Source organism: Pseudomonas neuropathica (genome assembly GCF_015461835.1).
Classification (GTDB): domain Bacteria; phylum Pseudomonadota; class Gammaproteobacteria; order Pseudomonadales; family Pseudomonadaceae; genus Aquipseudomonas; species Aquipseudomonas neuropathica.
Map to the genome: position 1 here is coordinate 1 of NZ_JACOPX010000010.1, position 22,258 is coordinate 22,258.

Below are 22,258 nucleotides of genomic sequence, written 5' to 3' on the forward strand. Positions count from 1 at the left end.
GGTAGGCAGATAAGGATTGATGACGCACAGCACGCCGTCGGGGTCATTGGTGGCGACCTTGATGCTGATCCCGCCATCGCCATCTTGCACCGGCTCGACCATCCCCGGAATCAGCAGGGGACGCAGCGCCAGTGTGTTATTGCCTTCCGTCAGGGGAGGGAAGCGGAAACGTTTGTGAGAAGGCATCAGGCAAGTCCTCTTGAAGAGAATTCAGGCGTTTTGTGATGACGACCGGTGCAGTCGAATTCAGCGAGAATCAGGTGGATTCAGGCTTCGGGTAGGTGACGAACACTGCAATGCACTCCGGTCAGGTGATGGAGTGATTGAACCTGTGTTTATGGGTTAGCGCACCTGTCAGATCTGACAGGTGCGCACTGAAAACCGACGAACGGCTTAAGAGGGCAGGCACGAATTTTTGGTGGTGGACTGCGAGAAATGCACCCGCGCCAGCAGGATGTCAGTCAGCCTTCACGCTGAAGATGCTGGCGCCTTCATTAACAAGCCCATAGGTATTGCGAGATGTACTCCCTGAACTCGTTGAGTTCAGACAAACACGATTTCGTAGGGCAAGCGCATTCTTTCGAGAATCACCGGTGGCAGCATCGGCGCAATACCAATCGCCGGCTCACCCTTTAGCTGACTGGCGTAAGCATGGGTGGCGTGGCTCTTGCGCGCCACCGTCCAGGTGTCGAGGCGCAGTTTGCGCGCACGTTCCCAAGGGATCAGTTGCTGGTCGCGCTCGGGCCAGTGCCAGGCCCAGACCGGTACGTCGTGGAAGGTCGCCCCGGCTTGTTCCGCTGCCTGTGCGCTGGCCCGACCCACCGCTTCATGGTCGTCGTTGCCATCGCCGCGCCAGGTGCTGAACACTACATCGCCTGGGCGCAGGTAGCGGCTGATGAATTCGGTCACTTGCGCTTGCTGTTCGCACAGAGCGTTGTCAGTGAAACCGCCGCGCACCCATTTCAGGCTGTGCATCGGCAAGCCGAGACGGCGCAGGGCCTCGACGCTTTCCTGCGGGCGGAACACGCTCAGGCGTTTTTCCGACCATTGCCGTGAACCCGGGTGGCTTGCGCTGCCATCGGTGATCGAGAGCAATTGCAACGGATGACCGAGGCTGGAGAGTAATTGCAGCAGACCGCCACAGGTGACCACTTCATCGCCCGGATGCGGCGCGATGACCACGGCGCGGGCGCCGGCGGGTACCAGACTTAAAGTATTGATGACCGGGATGTTGTCCAGTTGCGGGGCGCTGTTCCAGATTTGCGCCGACGAACTGCTGTCGCTGAGGGTTAACGGTTTCATGGTGTGACGTCCTTGTGTTGTTTCGCCCTCAGTCGTGCGTTTGGCGGTGATTGCCAGACGCCGCCGACCCGTGAAGGCTGGTTGATTGCCCAGCGACGCTCCGAACCCTGGATTGCCGCGCAGCAGAGTATTGCTCATGAAGCGAAGTTCGTCGCGTCACAGATCAATCTGATCCGCTTTTTTTTGCTCCATCTGTGCCAGGTGTCGCAGATAGTCACCAAAGCCACCGCGCGCACGGCTGTCGAAGCGTGCGCTGGTCAGCACTTGCGGGCGATGACTCCAGGCGATGTTGGCACCGTCCCGTTCCAGTTCCCGCACCAACTGCACATCTTCGTCGCAGGCCAACGGTTTAAAGCCGCCGGCCCAGCGATAGGCGTCGGCGCTGATGCCCAGATTGGCACCGTGGATATGCCGATGGCCATCGCAGGCCCGGTAATCCCGGTGATAGCGGATTTGCGCGGCTTCATCGAACGACTCGTGCCAGCGTTCGACCGTGACGGTACCGCATACCGCGTCCGCGCCCAACCCCAGTTGCGCCACCAGCCAGTCGTCGGCCACGCGGCTGTCGGCATCCGAACAGGAGATCCAGCGCGCTCCGCGCTCCAGCAATAGCTGCGCGCCGGCCGCCCGGGCCTGGCCAACATTGCGTGCGTCGATGTGCAGGCTCAGCACCGGATAGCGACTGACGATCTGCGCCGAGCGGTCGGTGCAACTGTCGAGCACCACCAACACCTCAACCTTTTCGCCGGCCAGCAATCCGTGGCGGCTGGCGCGCACGGCCGCGTTGAGGCAGTCGTCGAGCAGGTCTTCCTCATTGTGCGCCGGGATCAGAATGCCGATCATCGCAAGCCCTCCAGTGCGGCCACCGAGCGCGGTTCGCGGCTCCACACCTCAAGGATGAAGTCCGCTTCCTGATGCAAGACCAGGCGGGGCAGATGCAGTTTTTCATGAATCAGGTCGTGAACCTGCCGCGCATTCAGCGGGCAGCCGTCAATGGGCGGACGCCAGTGACAGGCGAGGAACTGGCCGTCGGCAGTCAGGCAATCACTGGCTCGACGGATCACTTCTGTCAGATCCTGACTATCCAGGTAGTAGCCGATCTCGCTAAATACGATCAGGTCGAATTTTTCCTCCGGCCAGTCGCCGGGAAGACGCTTTTGCCGTACTTCGGCGTGATCGAACAGGCTCAACCGCGTGCGCGCCAGAGTCACTGCCGCATTGGCCGTGTCACAGCACAACAACCGATCGCAACGCGCGGCCAGTTCGGCGCTCAACTCGCCGTTGGCGCAACCCGGTTCGAAGATTGCCCGGTAGTGCGGACGCGGCAGGGCGGCGAGGGTGATCGCGCGTTTGCGCTGCTCGTACCAGCGCTCACGGAACGCCCACGGGTCGTCGTTGCCGGCGAACAAACCGTCGAAATAGCGATCTTCGACACTCATAGAAACACCACTTCGAAAGGTTGCAGCAGGCGATCGAGCACATAGGGCGCCAGTACCGGACCGAGTCCGGCGTCCGGATCGCCTTCCAGTTGACTGGCGAAAGCGTGCACCGCGTGGCGTTTGCGCGCGACTTGCGCCGGCGTCAGGAGAATCTTGCGCGCGCGTTGCCACGGTACGAAGGCGTCTTCCGGAGTTGCCCAGTGCCAGGTCCACACCGGCAGTTCATGGCAAGTCGCACCGACGCGACGGGCAGCCTCGGCACTGGCGCGGCCAACGGCTTCGTGGTCGCAATGTCCGTCCTCGCTCCACGTGGTAAAGAGCACGTCGTCGGGACGCAGATGACGCGCGATGAAATCGACCAGCTCCGCTTCCTGAGCCGCCACCTGGGTGTCGGTGAAACCACCGCGCAGCCACTTCACGCGATGCATCGGCAGACCGAGTCGGCGCAGGGCTTCGGCGGATTCCTGTGGGCGCACCACGCTCAGACGTTCCACCGGCCAGCGACTGGAACCGGGATGACTGGCGCTGCCGTCGGTGACCGACATCAGTTGCAAAGGCCGACCAGCCTCGGCGAGCAACTGCAGCAAACCGCCACAACCGAGCACTTCGTCGTCCGGGTGCGGCGCGATAATCACCGCCCGCGCGCCCGGAGGCACCAGACTGAGGATGTCGATGCTGTCCAGCTCCGCCAGGTGCCGCGAAGCCTGCCATTGGTGCAGGCTCGTGCCCTGGCCGACAATCGGATTGGTTTTCATAAGGCCCATGCCTCCGCGGATTGCCCAGCCACCAATTGCCCGAGCGCGGCCAGATCCCGTTCGGCATGACTCTGGCGCAGAAACACCGGCAGATCAGCGCTGAGCCGGGCAAACTGCCGATCCTTGCAAAACGGCCCGGCGCCGAGCGCGCGGCCGACCTCACGCATGACCTGTTCGGCCGACTGCTCGACCGCCGCGCGGGCACGACGGGCGAGCAATTCGGCGTTGTCCTCGGGATGGGCATCGATGTGCAAGGCGCTGAAGCGCAGCACATCCGCCGCTGCTTGCAGCGCACTGTCCACCGCGCCGAGATGGGCGAGGGCGTGCGGTTCCGGGCGTTGCTCACACTGGGTGCGCAACGCGTCGGCGATTTGCCGTGCGGCGCCGTACCAGCACGCGGCAATACCAATCCCGCCCTGCCAGAAGCCCGGGCGTTGCAGATAGTCGCCGGGATTGCCGATGGCCTGCGCTTCGGCGCCGTCGAACAGCACCTCGACGCTGCCAGTAGCCGCCATGCCCACCGCTTGCCAGCCTTGCTCGGTGACGGTGACGCCCGGTTGGTCGAGGGCGACGGCGACCAGTTGCTGCTGATCGTCGCCATCCCAGGCGGTGAGCAAGGCGTGGCTGAGCACGGCGGCGCCGGAGCACCACGCCTTGCGTCCGTGCAGCGCGACCATGTGCCCGGCCGGACTGACCTTGACCCGCGCTTGCGGCGGTTCCGCTGCCCACATGCCCCAAGTGCTGCCCGGTGTCGGCGTACCGCCCAATTGCTCGATGATCGCCAGTGCGTCGGTGTGGCCTTCGAACAGTTTGCACAAGCCCAGATCATGTCCGCCGACCTCCGCCAAACACTGAAAACGCTCCAGCGTGTGGCCACTGCCCGGTAGCGGCAGGCGATCCAGCCCGGCCTCGACCAGCGCCCGCAGGCAATGGCCGAGGGCTGCGGTGTGCGGATAATCCGCCGGGCGTCGGGCGAGATAACTGTGCAGATCCATATCAATCTTCTTCATCACGTTGCAGTTCGAACAGCAGCAGCGAGCGCCCGGTGACCGAGTATTCGTGGCCGAAATCGAAGCGTTCCTGACCACGGATCGACGGCTGATTGGTGTCGATCATGCAGGTCCAGAAGCTGCCTTCCGGTACCTCCGGCAAGGTGAAATTGACGATGTCATGATGGGCGTTGACCACCAGCAGCAAGGTCGCATCCGCACCTTTGCGGCGAATCCCGGTTTCCTGCGCACGCCCGTCGAGCAACATGCCCAGGCAGCGGTTGTGCGCATCGTGCCAATGTTCGGTGGTCATCTCGGTGGCATCCGGCGCCAGCCAGGTGATGTCCTTGACGCCGATGTCCTCGTTGTATTCGCCAACCAGGAAGCGGCCGCGACGCAGGATCGGATAGGCCAGGCGCAGCTTGATCAGGCGTTTGACGAATTTCAGCAATGCCTTGCCGTCCTCGCTCAGGTCCCAGTTGACCCAGCCGATCTCGCTGTCCTGGCAATAGGCGTTGTTGTTGCCGTCCTGAGTGCGGGCGAACTCATCACCGGCGACGATCATCGGCGTGCCTTGGGCAAGCAGCAGGGTGGCGAAGAAATTGCGCATCTGCCGATGGCGCAGGGCATTGATTTCAGGATCGTCGGTCGGGCCTTCGACGCCGTGGTTCCACGACAGGTTGTTGTTGCTGCCATCCTGATTGTTTTCGTCGTTGGCTTCGTTGTGCTTGTCGTTGTACGAGACCAGGTCGTTGAGAGTGAAACCGTCGTGGGCGGTGATGAAGTTCACCGACGAGTACGGCCGCCGCCCGCGCTGGTTGAACATCTCACCGGAGGCAGTCATGCGGCTGGCGAAATCGGCAACCTGGCCGTCGTCGCCTTTCCAGAACGCGCGCACGGTGTCGCGGAATTTGTCATTCCACTCGACCCAGCCCGGCGGGAAGTTGCCCACCTGATAGCCGCCGGGGCCGCAGTCCCACGGTTCAGCGATCATCTTCACCTGGCGCAGCACCGGGTCCTGGCGGCAGGCGACAAGAAAGCTGTGACGCTCGTCGAAACCATCGTGATAGCGGCCGAGAATCGTCGCCAGGTCGAAACGGAAACCGTCGACGTGCATCTCGCTGGCCCAGTAACGCAGCGAGTCGGTGACCATTTGCAGCACGCACGGGTGACTGAGGTCGAGGGTGTTGCCGGTGCCGGAATCATTGATGTAGTAGCGCTTGTCGTCGGGCATCAAGCGATAGTACGAGGCGTTGTCGATGCCGCGCATCGACAGGGTCGGGCCTTGCTCGTTGCCTTCTGCGGTGTGGTTGTAGACCACGTCGAGGATCACTTCGAGGTTGGCTTCATGCAGGTGCGCGACCATCTCCTTGAATTCGGCAATCTTGCCGCTGGCCAGGTAGCGCGGGTCCGGGGCGAAGAACGCGATGCTGTTGTAACCCCAGTAATTGGTCATGCCTTTGTGCAGCAGATGCTGGTCATTGACGAAGGCATGAATCGGCAGCAATTCGACGGTAGACACGCCGAGCTTGCGAATGTGTTCGAGCACGTCGTCGACCATCAGCCCGGCAAAGGTGCCGCGTACGTTCTCCGGTACCGACGGGTGACGCATGCTGATGCCGCGCACGTGGGTTTCATAAATGATGGTCTTGTCCCACGGCACGCTGACGCGATGGTCATTGCCCCAGGTGTGCGCCGGGTCGATGACTTTGCACTTGGGCACAAACGGTGCGCTGTCGCGCTCGTCGAAACTGAGGTCGGCGTCGGGGTGGCCGATGGTGTAGCCGAACAGCGCTTCCGACCATTTGAGTTGGCCGACCAACTGCTTGGCGTACGGGTCGATGAGCAATTTGTTGTGGTTGAAGCGGTGACCGTTGGCCGGGTCGTACGGACCGTAGACACGGTAGCCGTAGATCAGCCCCGGGTGCGCATCGGGCAGGTAGCCGTGGTAGATCTCATCGGTGTATTCCGGCAGTTCGATGCGTTCGAGTTCGACTTCGCCGGCATCGTCGAAGATGCACAGTTCGACCTTGGTGGCGTTGGCGGAAAACAGGGCAAAGTTCACCCCCAGACCATCCCAGGTCGCACCGAGCGGGAAGGGCAGGCCTTCACGGATTCTCGACGGCTCGGCGTGCGCGGTGGGCTCGGCATTCTTTGGACGGGTCATGATTGCTCCTGCAAAACGGGTAATTTCTGGGCTTACACATCCCCCTGTAGGAGTGAGCCTGCTCGCGATAGCGGTCTATCAGGTGACATCGATGTTGAATGTCAGATCGCTATCGCGAGCAGGCTCACTCCTACAGGGGATTGGTGGGTTCTTCAGGGCGAGTGGGCCCTCGGTGGCGAGCGAACCCGCCACACAGTCATTCAGTTCAATAATCCGTTTAGCGTCAGATTGCCGAAGGCTTCTTCGGCGCCCGAGGCTTTTTCTCGGCAGGCTTTTCGCCTGGGGGAACCACTTTTGCGGCGCTGGCCGGCTTGGCTTTGGCCGGTGGTTTCGGCTTGGCGGCCGGGGCCTTGGCCTCGGCTGCCTTGCCCGCCGGTTTGCTGCCGGTGGCTTTCGGCGGTTTCTTCGGCGCCAGCGCTTCCGCTTCGGCGAGCTTGCGCGCCATTTCCCAGTGGCGTTCTTCATGCCCCTCGGGCTTACCTTCCGATTCCCAGATTTGATAGGCGAATTCGCGGATGCGTTTATCGTCGGTACTCATCGCAATGCTCCTGAACTGAACTCATGCTTACGTTAAGTGTTGGATAAAGAGATTGACCGGGACATCCCCCAGCGCGTCGCTGATATTCAGCTCCCTGTTTTTTGTGACTGCGCTGCTTGAAAAAAGTCCCTTCAGGTTTGTCGCAGAGGCGGCGAACGGTAAAACCACCCGCGTATCGCCCCAGCGCAGCGCATCGACCTGAGGTACAGCACCGTTTTCCAGCAGGGTCGCGCAACGGACCGGCACGATCACGATGGCCTGCTTCCCCTCGTGCTCACGGGCAAACGCGAGCACGTTGTGCGCCTGACTGCCGAGCACTTCCAGGGCCTGGTAGCTGCCCTGGCGGAACAGCTCGGCATGTTCGACGCGCAGCTTCAGCACTTGGGCGATCAAGGCTTGCTTGATGCGCCCGTCACGCCAATTCGCCAGCAACTCCACAGGTGGCAATGACTCCTGCAAAGCGTGTTCGCGAGCGGCGTAATCCACCGGCCGGCGGTTGTCCGGATCGACCAGGCTGAAGTCCCAGAACTCATTGCCCTGATACAGGTCCGGCACCCCCGGCACGGTCATGCGCAGCAAGGTTTGCGCCAAGCCATTCAGCGCGCCGGCGGCGGCGATGCTGTTGACGGTCTTGCTCAGCGCGGCGCGCAGCAGCTCGCCTTCCTCACCGGTGAGAAGTTTTTCGGTGAACGCTTGCGCGGCGTTTTCATAGCTTTCGCTCGGCGCGCTCCAACTGCTTTGCAGCTTGGCTTCACGCAGGGCTTTCTGCTGCCATTGCCAGATGCGCTCTGCGTAATCGGCGAAACCCGCCTGGTCGTCGTCACGCAGTTGCAGCGGCCAACTGCCCAGCAACGCTTGATAGAGAATCAGCTCATCGCCGCTCGATGGCATCTGATCATCCACCCGCACCGGGCGAGCGAGGGCGCGCCACAACTCGATCTGCTCGGCGTACCAATGGCTGCGCTCACTGAGTACGGCCAGACGTGCGCGGGTGTCTTCGCCACGTTTGTGATCGTGGGTCGCGGTGGCCAGCAAGTTGTCGGGGAATTCACTCAGCCGTTGTTGATTGACCGCATGAAAGTCGCTGAGCGGAGCGCTGAACTGTTCGGTGTTGTAGCCGACGTCATTGCGCGACAGCAGCACAGCGGAGCGATACAGCGCGGTGTCTTCCACGGCTTTAGCGGCTGCCGGTGAGGTCAGTTGCTGAAAGCGTACGCAGGCATGCTTGAGAATCTTGCGCGAACGCCCGCGCGGTTTACGCCGCCACGGCGTACCGCCAAGCCAGGCGGCAACGCAGTCGAGCACCGGCCAGTCGCCTTCGCCGAGGCTCTGTCGCGCACCGTCCATGGCCTGCTGGAAGAATTTTTCATCCTGCGCGGAGCGGCCCATGGCGCTGATGTACGTGCGATACACCGGGAAGTGCACGATCAACGCCTGCAACACTCGGCGGATCGCCCCGAGGGTCAGGTCGCGGGTCATCAGGTCATCGCGGGCGACTTGCAGCAGGGCCTGGGCAACGCTTTCGCAATCGCTGGCGAGCGAGCCGTTGAGGATCTGCTGACGCGCCAGTTGTGCTTCTTCGATGAACGCGGCCGGGCGTTCGCTACGCCGTTGCCAGAGGTCGCCGAGCACGTGTTCGCCATCGGGGTCGTGTTGCAGCAGCGACAGCTGATTCATGAATTCATAACCGGTGGTGCCATCCACCGCCCAGTCGCGGTGCAGGGTTTCGCCGGCGCCGAGGATCTTCTCGACGTAGATCGGCAAATGTCTGCCCGGTGCCAGCAGGTCAACCCGGCGCCGCAGTTTGCGGCAGTAACCGCGCGGGTCGGCGAGACCGTCGATGTGGTCGATGCGCAAACCATCGACCAGCCCTTCGGCAATCAACTGGAAGATCTTGCCGTGGGTGGCTTCGAACACTGCCGGGCGCTCGACACGCAGCCCGCCGAGTTCGTTGATGTCGAAAAAGCGCCGCCAGTTGATGTCGTCAGCCGCCGTGCGCCAACTCGCCAGGCGATAGCTTTGACGTTCGAGCAACTCATGCAGTTTGTGGAAGCCTTCTTCGGTGGTCGAGTCGTAGTGCTGCAGGTTGTTCTGGATCGCTTCGAGGATCTGCGGATCAGTCGCCTGTTGCCGCAGTTGTTCTTTCAGCGGCATCGCCAGTGAATGGGCATCGGTCTGATAGCTGAGGGCACCGAAGCGATCGGCCAACGGCTTCAGCGCATCCGAGGATTTCAGCAGCTCAGGGTAATCATTCGGGCACACCGGGAAGTGATGGTCGTAGTGCTCGACATGGAAACTGCCGGTCTGCGCATTGAAGTGCAGTTTCAGCGTGCCTTCCTGCAGGGCCACGCCGTAATCGCTGCCGAGGAACGGCAGCAGCAACTGGCCTTCCATCAGTGGGTCCGGCGAATGCCATTGAATGTCGAAGAACTCGCCATAAGGACTCAGCCGCCCCCATTCCAGCAGATCAAGCCACCACGGGTTGTCGCTGCCACCGACTGCCATGTGGTTGGAAACGATGTCGAGGATCAGGCCCATGTGATGTTCGCGCAGGGTGCTGACCAAGCGCCGTAATGCCGGCTCGCCGCCAAGTTCCGGGTTGACCCGGGTCGGGTCGACCACATCGTAGCCGTGCATCGAACCGGCCCGCGCTGCGAGCAGCGGCGAGGCATAAATATGGCTGATGCCGAGCCGGGCGAAGTACGGCACCAATGGCACCGCGTGTTCGAGGGTGAAACCTTTATGAAATTGCAGACGCAAGGTCGCGCGCAGGGGCTGGATAAGCGCTTGATTCATTGGTCACGCTCGGCAGCCTGAAGACGCGCGCACGCCAGTAATTCCAGACGTCGCGCCGCATCCGCGCCATCGAGCAGCGCCTCACTGGTGCCGGGCAAGCGCCGTGACCAGTTCGGATGAGTGTCGATGGTGCCGGGCAGATTCGCCTGTTCATTGATGCCCAGCGCATCTTCCAGCGGCAACAGCACCAACGGCGCGCGGGTGTGGCCAAGGAAGCGTACGGCGGCATCGACCACTTGATCGGCCTCGTGGGATTCCTCGCGAAAGTTTTGCGGGTCCTGGCTCAACGCGTTGCGCAGGCCTTCGCGCTCACGCTGGCGGTGATGACGCCATTCGATTTCACCATTGGCATCGACGAACCCCAAGCGTGCGTTCCAGTCGATATCACGACCATGCCACCAGCCGTTGAGCGTTGGCAGATCGTGGGTGCTGGTGGTTGCCAAGGCGTTGTCCGGCCAGTCGAGAATCGGTTTGAAAAAGGTGTTGTCCTGCTCGAACAGCAGCACGCGCATGCCGAGCATGGAGCGGGCGATGAGCTTTTCACGCAGGCCATCGGGCACCGTGCCGAGGTCTTCACCGAGGACGATGGCCTGGTGCCGATGGGATTCGAGGGTCAGCAATCGCAGCAAGTCATCGACCGGGTAATACAGGTACGCGCCATCGGCCGGCGCCGCGCCGTTGGGGATCACCCACAATCGTTGCAGGCCCATGACATGGTCGATGCGCAAACCACCGGCGTGGGCGAAGTTGGCACGCAGCATGTCGATGAAGGCACGGAAACCATTGCGAATCAGGCCTTCCGGCGAGAATGCGGAAATGCCCCAGCCCTGGCCCGAGCGATTGAGAATGTCCGGCGGCGCACCCACGGTCAGCGAGGCGAGCAATTCATCCTGGAAACTCCAGGCCTGGCTACCGGCGCCATCGGCACCCACCGCGAGATCGGCGATCAGGCCAATGCCCATGCCGGCGCTGCGTGCAGCGGTTTGCGCGCGCTCCAGGCAACGGTGGATCAGCCATTGGCAAAAAGCGAAGTAGCCGATGCGCTCGGCATATTCTTCGGCAAACGCTTCGAGCGCTGCGCCGCGTGGGTCGTGCCAGTGTTCCGGCCATTGTCGCCAGTCGAGGTTTTCACCACGGGCGGCGCGCATTTCCTGAATGGCTTCGAAGCGGCAATGGTTTTCCAGTGCTTCACCACCGGCATGGCGGAAACTGGCGAAGTCCGGGTGCAGCGGGTGGTCACCGGCGACGAAACCCTCATACAAGGCTTGCAGGAGTTTTTGCTTGGCGTCGGCGGCGCTTGGCCAGTCGATCAGGGTCAGGTCTTCGAGTTGGGCAAACTGCTCGGCCAGGCCGGTCGCGTCGATCGCATCGCGCAAAGCGCGCTCACCAAGAATTGCGCCGGGGGCGGCGTACAGGGGATTGAGGAACAAGCGACTGGACGGCGAATAAGGGCTGTAGCGCCCGGTATCGGCGCTGAACATGGCGTGCAATGGGCTGATCGCCAGCGCATCGGCGCCGCGTTCACCGGCCACGCGGACCAGATCCTCCAACGCTTGGGTGTCACCGAAACCGCCATCGCCGGGGCGGCGCAGCGAATACAGTTGCGCACTCAGACCCCAAACACGGGGAATCGGATTATCCACCGCATCGCCGACACTGAAGCAACGCTCGGGGGCCACGGCCAAGGTGAAATATTGATCGCCGATGTGCACCTGTTGATAGCCGACCGGAATCAGTCCCGGCAGTACCGCTTCAGAGTCCAGTTTCAGGTTCAGCCGCGAGCCGTCTTCAAGGTGGATTTCGCACGGGGTTTGCGGGGCGAAATACCGACCCAGATCAAGCCCGACGCCGACATCGCTAGTGAGTAGCGGCGGCAAGTGCCGGTCTTGTTGGGCAGCTTGCAGTTCAAGCAGGCTGGCGTCGATTTCCTGCGCGGTGCTGGCGGGGTGGCCGAGTCCGATCAGAACATTGCGCAGCACCGCCGGGGCGACTTTTTGCGGACGGCCGTTGGCGTCGATCCAGTCGACGGCAAGGCCGGCGCGGCTTGCAAGTATTTCCAGTTGCGCATCGCTCATAGGCGCTCTCCATCCAGAGGTTGCAAAGGGGTTGCGGCCGTGAGGCTGACAAGCGCGCAATACGCGGGCAGTTCGCCCGATTCCGATAGATCGACGCTGGATGGCTGTTGAAACAACCATACGGCCTCGGTCTGTGGAGGGTTGACCACTGGCGTGTCGCTGAGGTTCAGGTCAATTCGCAGCTCGCTGCCATTGCCCAGACGCCAGCGCGCACTGACCGCGCCATAACCGAGCATATGGGCGCCGAGCGCTTGCGTGCCGGACAGATGGGGAATGATGTATTGATGGCGAAATTGCAGCAGCTTCTGGTACAGCGCGAGGGTTTCCTGCTGTTTCACGCTGCCATTGCCGATCAGCCTGGGCTGTGAGGCGTGGAAGGTTTTTTCGGCGTTCGGGTCGGGAATCTGTTCGCGTTTGTGCGGATCGGTGAAGGCACTGAACGCGGCGAATTCATTGCGGCGGCCCTCACGCACCAACTTGGCAAGTTCGCCGTGGTGACTGGTGAAAAACAGGAACGGTTGTTCGGCGGCGAACTCATCGCCCATGAACATCAGCGGAATCATCGGCGACAGCAGTAACAACACGGTCGCTGCCTGCACGGCACGCGGATCGGCGAGGTGATGCAGGCGCTCGCCGAACGCACGGTTGCCGATCTGATCGTGGTTTTGCAGGAACAGCACAAACGCCGTGGAGGGCAGGTGTTCGCTGGGTTCGCCGCGTGGTTCGCCATGGCGGGTGATGTGGCCCTGGAAAACAAAACCCTGACTGAGGCAACGCACCAATTGTTCGGTGGGTTGTGCCGCGTAGTCGGCGTAATACGCGTCAGTTTCGCCAGTGAGCAGAACGTGCAGGGCGTTATGGCCGTCGTCGTTCCACTGCGCGTTGTAGTCGTATTCCAGCAGGCTCGACTGGTTGAGTTCGTTTTCCACGGTCAGCCAGACATGCCGACTGGGGTCGATCTGCGCGCGGATGCGTCGGGCCATTTCGCTGAGAAAATCCGGATCCTCAATGGCATGCACGGCGTCGAGGCGCAGGCCGTCGAAACGGTATTCGAGCAGCCACATCAGCGCGTTTTCGATGAAGAACTCGCGCACTTCGCTGCGACGAAAATCGATCGCCGCGCCCCACGGCGTGTGCTTGTCTTCGCGAAAGAAGCCTTTGGCGTAACGGTGCAGGTAATTGCCGTCCGGGCCGAAGTGGTTGTAGACCACGTCGAGAATTACCGCTAGACCGTGGCTGTGGGCGCTGTCGATCAGGTGTTTGAGTTGTTCCGGCGTGCCGTAGGAGGCTTGCGGGGCGTAGGGCAAAACACCGTCGTAGCCCCAATTGCGTTCGCCAGGGAACTGCGCCAGCGGCATCAGTTCGATGGCGGTGATGCCCAGGCCTGCAATGCGCGCCAGATGTTGTTCGACTTCCGCGAAACCACCGAGCGCACCGACGTGCAACTCGTAGATCACCGCTTCGCTCCATGGCCGACCGTGCCAGGCCGTGTGTCGCCATTGATAAGCCAGAGGATCGACCACCACGCTGTGGCGGTCGAGTTCGCCATCCTGGGCTCTGGAGGCCGGGTCGGGCACCTCCAGTTCGCCGTCGATGTTGTAGCGGTAGCGGGTGCCCGCCGGACAGCGGGCCTTGATCACAAACCAGCCGTCTGCCTGAGACAGCATCGGCAGCGACTGACCGTTTTCGAGTTCGACACTCACGTAAAACGCATCCGGCGCCCATAGCGCAAATTGCGTGTGTTCGGCGTCCAGCATGATCGCGCCGTGGGGCCAGGTTTCAGTAGACCGTAACGGCATCGTGGTGAACCTCCCTGGTTATTTGTGGTGAGCTTTACCCAGCGCCTTGGCGACCAGTTGTTCGTAGAGTTCGGCGTACGGTTCAACCGCTTTGCACCAGTTGAACGGCGCAGCCATTGCCCGGCAACGCATGGCGTTGAGCAGTTCGGGGAAGGCGAATACCTTGAATGCGCGGCTCAGGGCCTCTTGATAGCTTTCAGCGGTGGACTCATCGAAGAGGAAACCGGTGACGCCGTTTTCAATGGTGTCGGCCAGACCGCCGGTATTGCGTGCGACTGGCAGCGAGCCGAAACGCTGGGCGTACATCTGGCTCAAACCGCAAGGCTCATAACGCGAAGGCATCAGCAGGAAATCGCTGCCGGCAAACATGCGTCGGGCGTCGGTTTCGTTGAAGCCGATGCGCACACCGATCTGCCCTGGAAAGCGCAGCGCCAGTTCGCGCATGGCTTGTTCTTCTTCCGGCTCGCCGCGACCGATGATTGCGATCTGGCCACCGTTCTGCACGATGTATTCGGATACCGCTATCGTCAGGTCCAGACCTTTCTGGTAGACCAGGCGCGACACCACAGCGAACAGCGGTCCGCTGGAATCGTTGAGGCCGAACAGCTCACGCACGTGCGCGGCGTTGACCGCTTTGCCGTCCCAGTCACCAATGGCAAACGGTGCAAACAGGTGCGGATCGGTGGCAGCATCCCAGCTTTCATCGATGCCGTTGGGGATACCGCTGAGCAAGCCTTGCTGAGTCTTGGCGGCCAGAAAGCCGTCGAGGCCACAGCCGAAATCCGGGGTGGTGATTTCCTGCGCGTAAGTGGCGCTGACCGTGGTGATATGACTCGAATACGCCATGCCAGCCTTGAGGAACGACATCTTGCCGTAGAACTCCATGCCTTCCTGTTGCAGGGCATGGGCTGGAATCCCCAGCTCCGGGCAGGAACCCAGGCTGGTCACGCCTTGATAGGCGAGGTTGTGAATGGTGAACAGGGTGGGCGTACGCTGCCCGCGCCAGTGCATATAGGCAGGCGCGAGACCGGCCGGCCAGTCATGGGCGTGCACCAGATCCGGGCACCAGTGAATTTGCGCGAGGTTAGCGGCGATGTCGGCGGCAGCCAGACCGAGACGGGCAAAGCGAATGTGGTTATCCGGCCAGTCGCGGCCGTTGTTGGCGCCGTAGGGCGAACCTTCGCGCTCATAGAGTTCGGGGCAGATCAGCACGTAGATGACCAGACCGTCCGGCATGTCCATGCGCCCGATCTTGCACGGCGGCAGCGCTGCGTGGCCGCCCAGTTCGCCGATGATGTGGATCGGATTTTCGCTGTGCATCACCTGCGGGTAACCGGGGATCAACACGCGCACGTCGTGCAGATGGGCCATGGCCCGGGGCAGGGCAGCGGAGACGTCACCCAGACCACCGGTCTTGACCAGATCGGCGATTTCCGAGGTAACGAACAACACTTTTTTCTTGTTAGGGTTCTGACTCGCTACCGGAGTCAGTGTTTTGGTGCCGGGGATGTTGATCTGTCGGCTGCCAGGAACACTGATGGTGCTCGATTCACCAACCGCCTGCTGAGCACGCTCTCCCTGAATTTCCAATGCCGCACTGATCATATGAATCTCCCGTCTCGTTGATCTGATTCTTGTCTTGAACAAGCGATGTCCATGGCCAAGTCCTGTGGCCGGGCGCAAACGCGCCACGCATCGGTGAGCAAACGCTACCCAACACGCGCAAGCAGAATGGGTGAACGGGCCGTTGCAAGGATTGCACCAGTCGCTATGGCCCTGTCTTTCAGATGACCAGCCGCCGCGCGCAAAAGTTTCGACTTTTTTTCCGCGATGTGACCGGTCGGTTTTACCCCGCGAAAGTCAGTCTAGGCCAGATCCTAGAGCGGGGCGGAGCAAATGGGTAAATTGTTCGACAATCGGTTGGCAAGCCACGCCGACCGTCCTTTTGAGGGGGAAACGCACCGACGAAGTGCAGGTTTTTCTGCAAGGGAGGGCCAAAACGGTGACTGGGTGGTCACGATTTTGTGCTAGCGAGGAGGGCGGTTGCACTGTTGTGGTGCGGGCAGTTTGTTGATGGGGTGACTGTTATGTCGCTATCGCGAGCAGGCTCACTCCTACATTTGAAATGCGTTCCACCTGTAGGAGTGAGCCTGCTCGCGATAGCAATAGTGACTTCACCCTCTATTTGCAGAAAGGGTCAGTTCAGCAGGCGAATCGGCTCCCCAGCCGACCAAGCCTGAATATCCTCGATCATCTGCGAAAAGAACTGCTCATAATTCTGCCGGCTGACATACCCGACATGTGGGGTCGCGAGCACATTGTCCAGTGTGCGAAACGGGTGCATCGCGGGCAGCGGTTCCTGTTCGAACACGTCCAGCGCTGCCCCGGCGATCTGCTGTTTCTGCAACGCCTTGATCAGCGCCGCCTCATCGACAATCGGCCCGCGGGCGGTGTTGACCAGCAGGGCCGTCGGTTTCATCCAGCCCAGTGCCTGCGCATCGACCAGCCCGCGACTGCGCTCGCTGAGTACCAGATGCACCGACAATACGTCCGCCTGCTCGAACAGTTCCTGCTTGCTCACGTACGTCACGCCAGCCTGTTCAGCGCGTTCGGCGGTGAGGTTTTCGCTCCAGGCAATCACCCGCATGCCGAACACCTGGCCAAACTGCGCGACGCGCTGGCCGATGCTGCCAAGACCCAAAATCCCGAGGGTCTTGCCATGCAGATCGCCGCCCAGCCCTTGCTGCCAATGGCCGGCGCGAAGGGCATTCGCTTCATTCACCAGATTGCGCGTGGCCGCCATGATCAGCGCCCAGGTCAACTCCGGCGCGGCATGCTTGTAACTGTCGGTGCCGCAAACCTTGATCCCCAGCCTGGCGGCCGCTTGCATATCCAGCGCTGCGTTGCGCATGCCGCCGGTGACCAGCAACTTCAGATGAGGCAAGCGCTTGAGCAAATCCTCATCGAAGCGCGTGCGCTCGCGCATCACGCAGATCACCTGATAGCGGCCCAGTCGCTCGGCCAGTGTGGCATTGTCCGCCGGGTAATCGTGTTCGAACGTCACCTCACCGAGGCCATCGAGCACCGACCAGTCGACCACGTCGCGGGCCACGTCCTGCCAGTCATCGATCACTGCAATCTGCACCGCCATCAGCCTTACCTCATCAACGAACGGGATTGGTTGTATTCAGCCAGCCGAGCAAGGCCTTGTGGAACTGCGCCGGCTCTTCCATTTGGGGGGCGTGGCCCATGCCGGGAAATTCCACCAGCGTCGACCGCGGGATCAGCTTGGCCACTTGTTTGCCGAGCACGTCGTAATGGCCGATTTTCGCTTTCACCTCAGGCGGCGCGAGGTCCTTGCCGATGGCCGTAGTGTCGGAGGTGCCGATCAGCAGCAGGGTCGGCATCTTCAGGTCCTTGAACTCGTAATACACCGGCTGGGTGAAAATCATGTCGTAGATCAGCGCTGAGTTCCATGCGACCTGAGTCTTGCCCGGGCCTTTGCTCAGTCCGGCGAGCATGTCCACCCAACGGTCGAATTCCGGTTTCCAGCGGCCGTCGTAATAGGTGGTGCGTTCGTAATCACGGATGCCTTGGGCGCTGACTTTCAGCTCACGCTGATACCACTGATCCACGGTGCGATACGGCACGCCGAGGGCTTTCCAGTCTTCCAGGCCGATCGGGTTGACCAGCGCCAGTTGCTCGACCTGCTCGGGGAACAGCAAGGCATAACGCGTGGCGAGCATGCCGCCGGTGGAATGACCGAGCAGCGTGGCTTTTTGAATGCCCAGCGCTTTGAGCAACTGCTGGGTGTTGGTCGCCAGTTGCTGAAAGCTGTATTGGTAGTTGTCGGGTTTGCTGGAGGTGCAGAAGCCGATCTGGTCCGGTGCGATCACCCGGTAACCGGACTCGCTCAACGCCTTGATCGAACTGTCCCAGGTGGCTGCGCAAAAATTCTTGCCGTGCATCAGCACCACAGTGCGGCCGTTGGCCTTGCCGTGAGCGGCGACGTCCATGTAACCCATCTGCAGGGATTTGCCCTGGGACTGAAAGGCAAAGTGTTTAAGGGTGTAGGGATAATCGAAGCCTTGCAGTTCCGGGCCATAGGCCGGGCCTTCCGGCGTTGCTTCGCTTGGCGTCGCAGCCTGCGCCGACAGGGGCAGGGCGGCGCAAAGAAACAGGCCAGGCAGCCAACGGGAAAACATGACAGACATAAGGTCAAACTCCGTTTGAAATCGGCCGATGCTGGAACGAGCGGATTACGCCGACGTTAAACACAGGCAATGCCCGCGCCTGAACGTTCAACCCAGCCACCCCAGCGTCAGCAGGGCCAGCACGCCGTAACGGGCACCTTTGGCCAGGGTGACGATCAACAGAAAGCGCCCTAGCGGTTCGCGCATCACGCCGGCAATCAGCGTCAGTGGGTCGCCAATGATCGGCAACCAGCTCAGCAGCAACGACCAGTGACCGTAGCGCTCATAGTGTTTGCGCGCCCTGGCCATGTGCGCGGCGCTGACCGGAAACCAGCGCCGATCCTGAAAGCGCTCGATCCCACGCCCCAGCCACCAGTTGACCAGCGAGCCGAGTACGTTGCCCAGCGTCGCCACCGCCAGCAGCCCCCACAGCCAGTAACGCTCGCTGACGATCAGGCCGACCAGTAACGCCTCGGATTGCAGCGGCAACAAGGTCGCCGCGCCGAAAGCGGCGAGAAACAGGCCGCCGTACGCCGCGGTGATCAATGGGCCGGGTAGTCCGCCACGACGACGTCAGCGCCATTCTTCTTCAGGCCGATAACCTGATAAGCATCGCTCATGCCGTCCATTTCCATGCCCGGCGAGCCCATCGGCATGCCCGGTGCGGCGACGCCGAGCAGATCGTCACGCTTGCTCAGGGCCAGAACCTGTTCCGCGGGCACATGGCCTTCGACGAATTTGCCGTTGATGATCGCGGTGTGGCACGAGGCCAGACGCGGTGGTACGCCATGTTGCTGCTTGAAGCTGCTCATGTCGCTTTCGACGTGATCTTCGACTTTGAAGCCATTGGCTTCGAGGTGGCTGATCCATTTTTTGCAGCAGCCGCAATTGGCGTCACGATGGACTTCGATGGGGATCAGATCGGCGGCTTGCGCCAGGGAGGAAATGAACAGGGCGCTCAGGGCGACCAGACGCAGGTGGGTACGCATAGCGGATTCTCGGCTCGGGTGACGATCAGAAAAGAACGCATTTTGACCGGTTTTTGCCGCCTGGCATCAACGCAATGTTTCCAGTTGTTGCGAGACGGGCTGGCAGGATGATCGTAGATCAAGGCTGACAGGTTGCTGAGCGCGAGATGACAAAGTTGTCAGGTGGCAATTGTGTGAACACCGTCGAACCTTGTGGGAGCGAGCCTGCTCGCGAAGGCAGTGTGTCAGGCACTGGATGCAGTGACTGAAAGGACGCTTTTGCGAGCAGGCTCGCTCCCACAGGGGTTATCTGGTTTGCAGAAATTCCTGCATGAATCAGCGGACTTTGAAGCGCCCCATGATCGCGCTCACCCGGCTGTTGGCTTCGAGCAACTGGTGAGTGTTGAGTTCGCTGGCTTTGCCACTCTGCACCAGCTCATCGACCATGTGGCGGATCTGCACCATGCTGCGGTTGATCTCTTCGGTCACGGCGCTTTGCTGCTCGGCGGCGGTGGCGATCTGCGTGCTGAGGCTGTTGATGTGGCTGACCGAGCCGGCCATTTCGTCCAGACCGGAGTTGACCCGTGCGGTCGCGTCGGCGGCGGACTGACAACTGGCCTGGGTGTTTTCCATGGCGCTGACCGACGAGCTGACGCCCTGAGTCAGACGCGTCAACATCTCGTTGATTTCCGAGGTGCTGGCCTGGGTGCGCGCGGCGAGGGCACGCACTTCATCGGCAACCACGGCAAAACCACGGCCCTGTTCACCGGCGCGTGCTGCTTCGATGGCAGCGTTGAGCGCCAACAGGTTGGTCTGCCCGGCAATCGCGCCGATCACCCCGAGAATTTCGGTGATGCGCTGGGCGTCCTGCTGCATGTTTTCAACTTTGTGTGTAGCGCTGGCCACTTCATCGATCAACGCGACCACGCTGTTGGTTGCTTCGCCCACCACCACCCGCGAACGGTCGGCATTTTCATTGGCGCGCTGGGTAAACGCGGCGGTTTCGGCGGCGTTCTGCGCAACGCTTTCTGCCGTCGAGCTCATTTCGGTGATGGCGGTAACGGTCTGATCGGTTTCCGAAGCATGACGCAACAGAATCTGGCTGGTGTGCGCCGAGGTGCGTTGCAGGTTATCCAGGCTGGAAGCCATGGCGCCGGTGGCCTGGGTGACTTCACCGATCATGTTTTGCAGGTAGGCAATAAAGGTGTTCACCGAGTGGCCGATGGCGCCGAGTTCATCTTCGGCGCGAATGGTGATGCGCCGGGTCAGGTCGGCATCGCCGCTGGAGAGCAAATCGATGTTGGCTTTCAAGGCTTTCATGCGTTGCACCAACTGACGAATCGCGTAGACCTGCAACAGCACCAGCAGGATCACCAGCGGAATCTGCAACAGGCTCAAGGTGCTGAGGACGTCATCGCGCTGGGCGGTGAGCATTTTCGTCGGCAGCGCCGTGGCGAGGAACCACGGCGTGCCTTCGACAGGACGCATGAAGAAAGTGCTGGCTTCACCGTTGTTATCGAATTCGATGCGCTGCGCTTGATCGCGGTTCTGCAACCCGGCTTTGACCTGGCTGGCGAAGGTCGACGTGCCGGCCAGTTCGCTGATGTTCTTCAGCACGATCGGGCCGCTGATGCGCGAGCTGTTACTAATGACCTTGCCGTCGGCTTCAACGATCAGCATCTCAGCGTTGAGATCTTTTTCCTTGCGCGCCACCAGATCGTTGAAGAAGCCGAGGGTGACGTCGATGGTCGACACGCCCCAGGCACTGCCGTTTTTCTGGATGGCCATGGCGCAGTTGGTGCGCGGCTCGGCGCTGGCGTCATCTTTATAGGCCGCCGCCCAGGCGCATTGACCGCGCGGTGTGGCCATGCCGCCCTTGTACCAGCTCTGGTCGTAGTAGTTGGGCGCCGCGTCGCTGTTCCAGAACGTGTTGACGGCGAGTTTGCCCGAGGCGTCGCGGTGCCAGAACGTACTGAATTTGTTGCGCCCGGCTTCACGTTGTCCCGGCAGAGGCCAGATCCCGCCGCCGAATACTTTCAGCTCGCCGTACTGATCGACCAGACCTGGCAGCACCGCGTCGATGGCGGCGCTGTCGAGCAGCGGGATGGTCTGGGTGATGCTGCGCTGTTGCGCCTGCACTTTGTTCAACTCGCCCTGAATCTGCTCGGCGACTTCGGCGATGCGGTTGAGTACCACCTGTTCTTCGGTGTGACGCAGCTTGGGGGCAACCAGTTGGCTGATGCCGACCACGGTCAACACCGACAACAGCAGGATGAACAGAACCAGAAACAGCGTGTAGCGAGCCTGAATAGTGCGGAATGCGGGCATGGAGACCGGTCCTTGAGCAGCGTTTCTTATTAGGGGCAGGGATAAAACAGCGCGGGTATCCCTAGCGTATCGTCGTGGTGCCCGGAAGCTTTAGGTACTCGCGTCCTAAATAGCAGCGATACCGATGACCGGCCGGTATCGAGATCGATACACAGGTGCTGATCAGCGCGCGTCAATAAGCGAAAAAGCGATTTTCGTTACCTTGTCGTGACAGCTTCGGGTCATTGAACCCGGGCCATTGGGCTTTTGTATCGAGAATGTACAAGAATTGTAAAAAAGTGCAGAAAGAGGTTGGTGCCATCAGTTCGCCCGCCGATACTCGCGACCATTAATGCCGTTCACTCGGATATTTCAGGTCATTTAACAGGGAGTCTTTTCATGACGATCGGTATTGTCGGCGGCTGGCAGGCCAAGGCTGGACTACTGGTGCGCGACACCGGCGCAAAGAAACAAGTGTCCCAGAGCGTCAAGGTGCAGCAGATGCTGACGATGGTCGGTAATGATCCCAACGCGCTGAATACCGCTGAAATGGACAAGCAGGGTTTGCGCAAGGCGATCAAGGGTTTCGATCCAGCGAACGTTTCAGTCAAACAATTGGGCAATCTGAGCGAGATGCTGCGTAGCCGCGGGCTGATCTCCGAGATCACGTCCTTCACGTTGAAAAACGCGGGCGACAAGTTCGACCGTTTTGGCGTGACCAAAGATATCGATGCCAAATTCAACGCCCTGGAGTATTTCGCGACTCAGCTCGATGCGATCCAGAACAATGGCCTCAATGGCAACGCTTACGGCAAGAGCCTGATTCCAGAGTTCAAGAAAGCGATCTATGTCCTGCAGAACCTCAAGACCTACGGTGAAGGCAACGCCGCGAAACCGGTCGATGAAGGTGTCAAAGCCAAAGCTTGAGGC

At 61.1% G+C, this 22,258-nt stretch carries 17 protein-coding genes and 2 pseudogenes; 1 reads left to right on the plus strand and 18 read right to left on the minus strand.

Going from position 1 to position 22,258, the window contains the following annotated elements; all coding sequences use genetic code 11:
- From H8F23_RS15800 to H8F23_RS29320, 18 genes and pseudogenes are all read right to left on the minus strand, one after another.
- Positions 1-186 (minus strand): hypothetical protein (locus H8F23_RS15800; RefSeq protein ID WP_194935172.1); only part of this gene is annotated, 186 nt, incomplete at its 3' end.
- A gap of 357 nt (positions 187-543) precedes the next feature.
- Positions 544-1,302: a PIG-L deacetylase family protein gene (locus tag H8F23_RS15805; RefSeq protein ID WP_093433571.1), complete on the minus strand. Its 759-nt coding sequence runs from the start codon at positions 1,300-1,302 to the stop codon at positions 544-546.
- Positions 1,303-1,458: 156 nt separating this feature from the next.
- Positions 1,459-2,145, minus strand: coding sequence for a glycosyltransferase (locus tag H8F23_RS15810; protein ID WP_194934959.1), 687 nt, complete (start codon positions 2,143-2,145; stop codon positions 1,459-1,461).
- Positions 2,142-2,741 carry an SAM-dependent methyltransferase gene (locus H8F23_RS15815; protein ID WP_194934960.1) on the minus strand — a complete coding sequence of 200 codons (600 nt, stop codon included), beginning with the start codon at positions 2,739-2,741 and terminating at the stop codon, positions 2,142-2,144. Before H8F23_RS15815 ends, H8F23_RS15810 begins: the two co-directional genes overlap by 4 nt.
- Entirely contained in the window at positions 2,738-3,496 is a 759-nt protein-coding gene (locus tag H8F23_RS15820) for a PIG-L deacetylase family protein (protein ID WP_194934961.1), read from the minus strand. The genes H8F23_RS15815 and H8F23_RS15820 overlap by 4 nt, the downstream gene beginning before the upstream one ends.
- The gene (locus H8F23_RS15825; RefSeq protein WP_194934962.1) at positions 3,493-4,491 is read right to left on the minus strand and encodes an acyl-CoA dehydrogenase family protein; all 999 of its coding nucleotides are present in this window, start codon (positions 4,489-4,491) and stop codon (positions 3,493-3,495) included. The genes H8F23_RS15820 and H8F23_RS15825 overlap by 4 nt, the downstream gene beginning before the upstream one ends.
- 1 nt (position 4,492) lies before the next feature.
- Positions 4,493-6,652, minus strand: a complete 2,160-nt coding sequence (glgX, locus tag H8F23_RS15830) for a glycogen debranching protein GlgX (protein ID WP_095126261.1) — start codon at positions 6,650-6,652, stop codon at positions 4,493-4,495.
- Positions 6,653-6,875: 223 nt separating this feature from the next.
- Entirely contained in the window at positions 6,876-7,190 is a 315-nt protein-coding gene (locus tag H8F23_RS15835) for a DUF2934 domain-containing protein (protein WP_194934963.1), read from the minus strand.
- 27 nt (positions 7,191-7,217) lie between these two features.
- The gene (locus H8F23_RS15840; protein ID WP_194934964.1) at positions 7,218-9,986 is read right to left on the minus strand and encodes a malto-oligosyltrehalose synthase; all 2,769 of its coding nucleotides are present in this window, start codon (positions 9,984-9,986) and stop codon (positions 7,218-7,220) included.
- Positions 9,983-12,061, minus strand: a complete 2,079-nt coding sequence (gene malQ, locus H8F23_RS15845; protein WP_194934965.1) for a 4-alpha-glucanotransferase — start codon at positions 12,059-12,061, stop codon at positions 9,983-9,985. Before malQ ends, H8F23_RS15840 begins: the two co-directional genes overlap by 4 nt.
- The gene (treZ, locus tag H8F23_RS15850) at positions 12,058-13,860 is read right to left on the minus strand and encodes a malto-oligosyltrehalose trehalohydrolase (RefSeq protein WP_194934966.1); all 1,803 of its coding nucleotides are present in this window, start codon (positions 13,858-13,860) and stop codon (positions 12,058-12,060) included. Before treZ ends, malQ begins: the two co-directional genes overlap by 4 nt.
- A gap of 18 nt (positions 13,861-13,878) precedes the next feature.
- Positions 13,879-15,465: a glycogen synthase GlgA gene (gene glgA / locus H8F23_RS15855; protein ID WP_194934967.1), complete on the minus strand. Its 1,587-nt coding sequence runs from the start codon at positions 15,463-15,465 to the stop codon at positions 13,879-13,881.
- A 592-nt stretch (positions 15,466-16,057) separates the two neighbouring features.
- Positions 16,058-17,011, minus strand: a complete 954-nt coding sequence (locus H8F23_RS15860) for a D-2-hydroxyacid dehydrogenase family protein (RefSeq protein WP_194934968.1) — start codon at positions 17,009-17,011, stop codon at positions 16,058-16,060.
- 13 nt (positions 17,012-17,024) lie between these two features.
- A complete protein-coding gene (locus H8F23_RS15865; protein WP_194934969.1) occupies positions 17,025-18,074 on the minus strand; it encodes an alpha/beta fold hydrolase in 1,050 nt (349 codons plus the stop codon).
- A gap of 87 nt (positions 18,075-18,161) precedes the next feature.
- A complete protein-coding gene (locus H8F23_RS15870) occupies positions 18,162-18,596 on the minus strand; it encodes a YqaA family protein (protein WP_194935169.1) in 435 nt (144 codons plus the stop codon).
- Entirely contained in the window at positions 18,596-19,042 is a 447-nt protein-coding gene (locus H8F23_RS15875) for a DUF411 domain-containing protein (protein WP_007918132.1), read from the minus strand. Before H8F23_RS15875 ends, H8F23_RS15870 begins: the two co-directional genes overlap by 1 nt.
- 315 nt (positions 19,043-19,357) lie before the next feature.
- Positions 19,358-19,885: pseudogene (locus H8F23_RS29315) on the minus strand (methyl-accepting chemotaxis protein); the annotation flags it as partial.
- Positions 19,886-20,218: 333 nt separating this feature from the next.
- A pseudogene (locus H8F23_RS29320) lies at positions 20,219-21,349 on the minus strand (HAMP domain-containing protein); the annotation flags it as partial.
- A 378-nt stretch (positions 21,350-21,727) separates the two neighbouring features.
- On the opposite strand from H8F23_RS29320, the gene H8F23_RS15885 reads away from it, so the two are divergent.
- Positions 21,728-22,255, plus strand: coding sequence for a hypothetical protein (locus tag H8F23_RS15885; protein ID WP_194934971.1), 528 nt, complete (start codon positions 21,728-21,730; stop codon positions 22,253-22,255).
- The last annotated feature ends 3 nt before the right edge of the window (positions 22,256-22,258 follow it).

Bases quoted from the DNA above. Each gene is read 5' to 3' on its own strand.
- H8F23_RS15840 (WP_194934964.1), bottom strand. From the start codon at position 9,986: ATGAATCAAGCGCTTATCCAGCCCCTGCGCGCGACCTTGCGTCTGCAA.
- H8F23_RS15825 (WP_194934962.1), bottom strand. From the start codon at position 4,491: ATGGATCTGCACAGTTATCTCGCCCGACGCCCGGCGGATTATCCGCAC.
- malQ (WP_194934965.1), bottom strand. From the start codon at position 12,061: ATGAGCGATGCGCAACTGGAAATACTTGCAAGCCGCGCCGGCCTTGCC.
- H8F23_RS15810 (WP_194934959.1), bottom strand. From the start codon at position 2,145: ATGATCGGCATTCTGATCCCGGCGCACAATGAGGAAGACCTGCTCGAC.
- H8F23_RS15860 (WP_194934968.1), bottom strand. From the start codon at position 17,011: ATGGCGGTGCAGATTGCAGTGATCGATGACTGGCAGGACGTGGCCCGC.
- H8F23_RS15835 (WP_194934963.1), bottom strand. From the start codon at position 7,190: ATGAGTACCGACGATAAACGCATCCGCGAATTCGCCTATCAAATCTGG.
- H8F23_RS15875 (WP_007918132.1), bottom strand. From the start codon at position 19,042: ATGCGTACCCACCTGCGTCTGGTCGCCCTGAGCGCCCTGTTCATTTCC.
- H8F23_RS15885 (WP_194934971.1), top strand. From the start codon at position 21,728: ATGACGATCGGTATTGTCGGCGGCTGGCAGGCCAAGGCTGGACTACTG.
- treZ (WP_194934966.1), bottom strand. From the start codon at position 13,860: ATGCCGTTACGGTCTACTGAAACCTGGCCCCACGGCGCGATCATGCTG.
- glgA (WP_194934967.1), bottom strand. From the start codon at position 15,465: ATGATCAGTGCGGCATTGGAAATTCAGGGAGAGCGTGCTCAGCAGGCG.
- H8F23_RS15865 (WP_194934969.1), bottom strand. From the start codon at position 18,074: ATGTCTGTCATGTTTTCCCGTTGGCTGCCTGGCCTGTTTCTTTGCGCC.
- glgX (WP_095126261.1), bottom strand. From the start codon at position 6,652: ATGACCCGTCCAAAGAATGCCGAGCCCACCGCGCACGCCGAGCCGTCG.
- H8F23_RS15820 (WP_194934961.1), bottom strand. From the start codon at position 3,496: ATGAAAACCAATCCGATTGTCGGCCAGGGCACGAGCCTGCACCAATGG.
- H8F23_RS15815 (WP_194934960.1), bottom strand. From the start codon at position 2,741: ATGAGTGTCGAAGATCGCTATTTCGACGGTTTGTTCGCCGGCAACGAC.
- H8F23_RS15805 (WP_093433571.1), bottom strand. From the start codon at position 1,302: ATGAAACCGTTAACCCTCAGCGACAGCAGTTCGTCGGCGCAAATCTGG.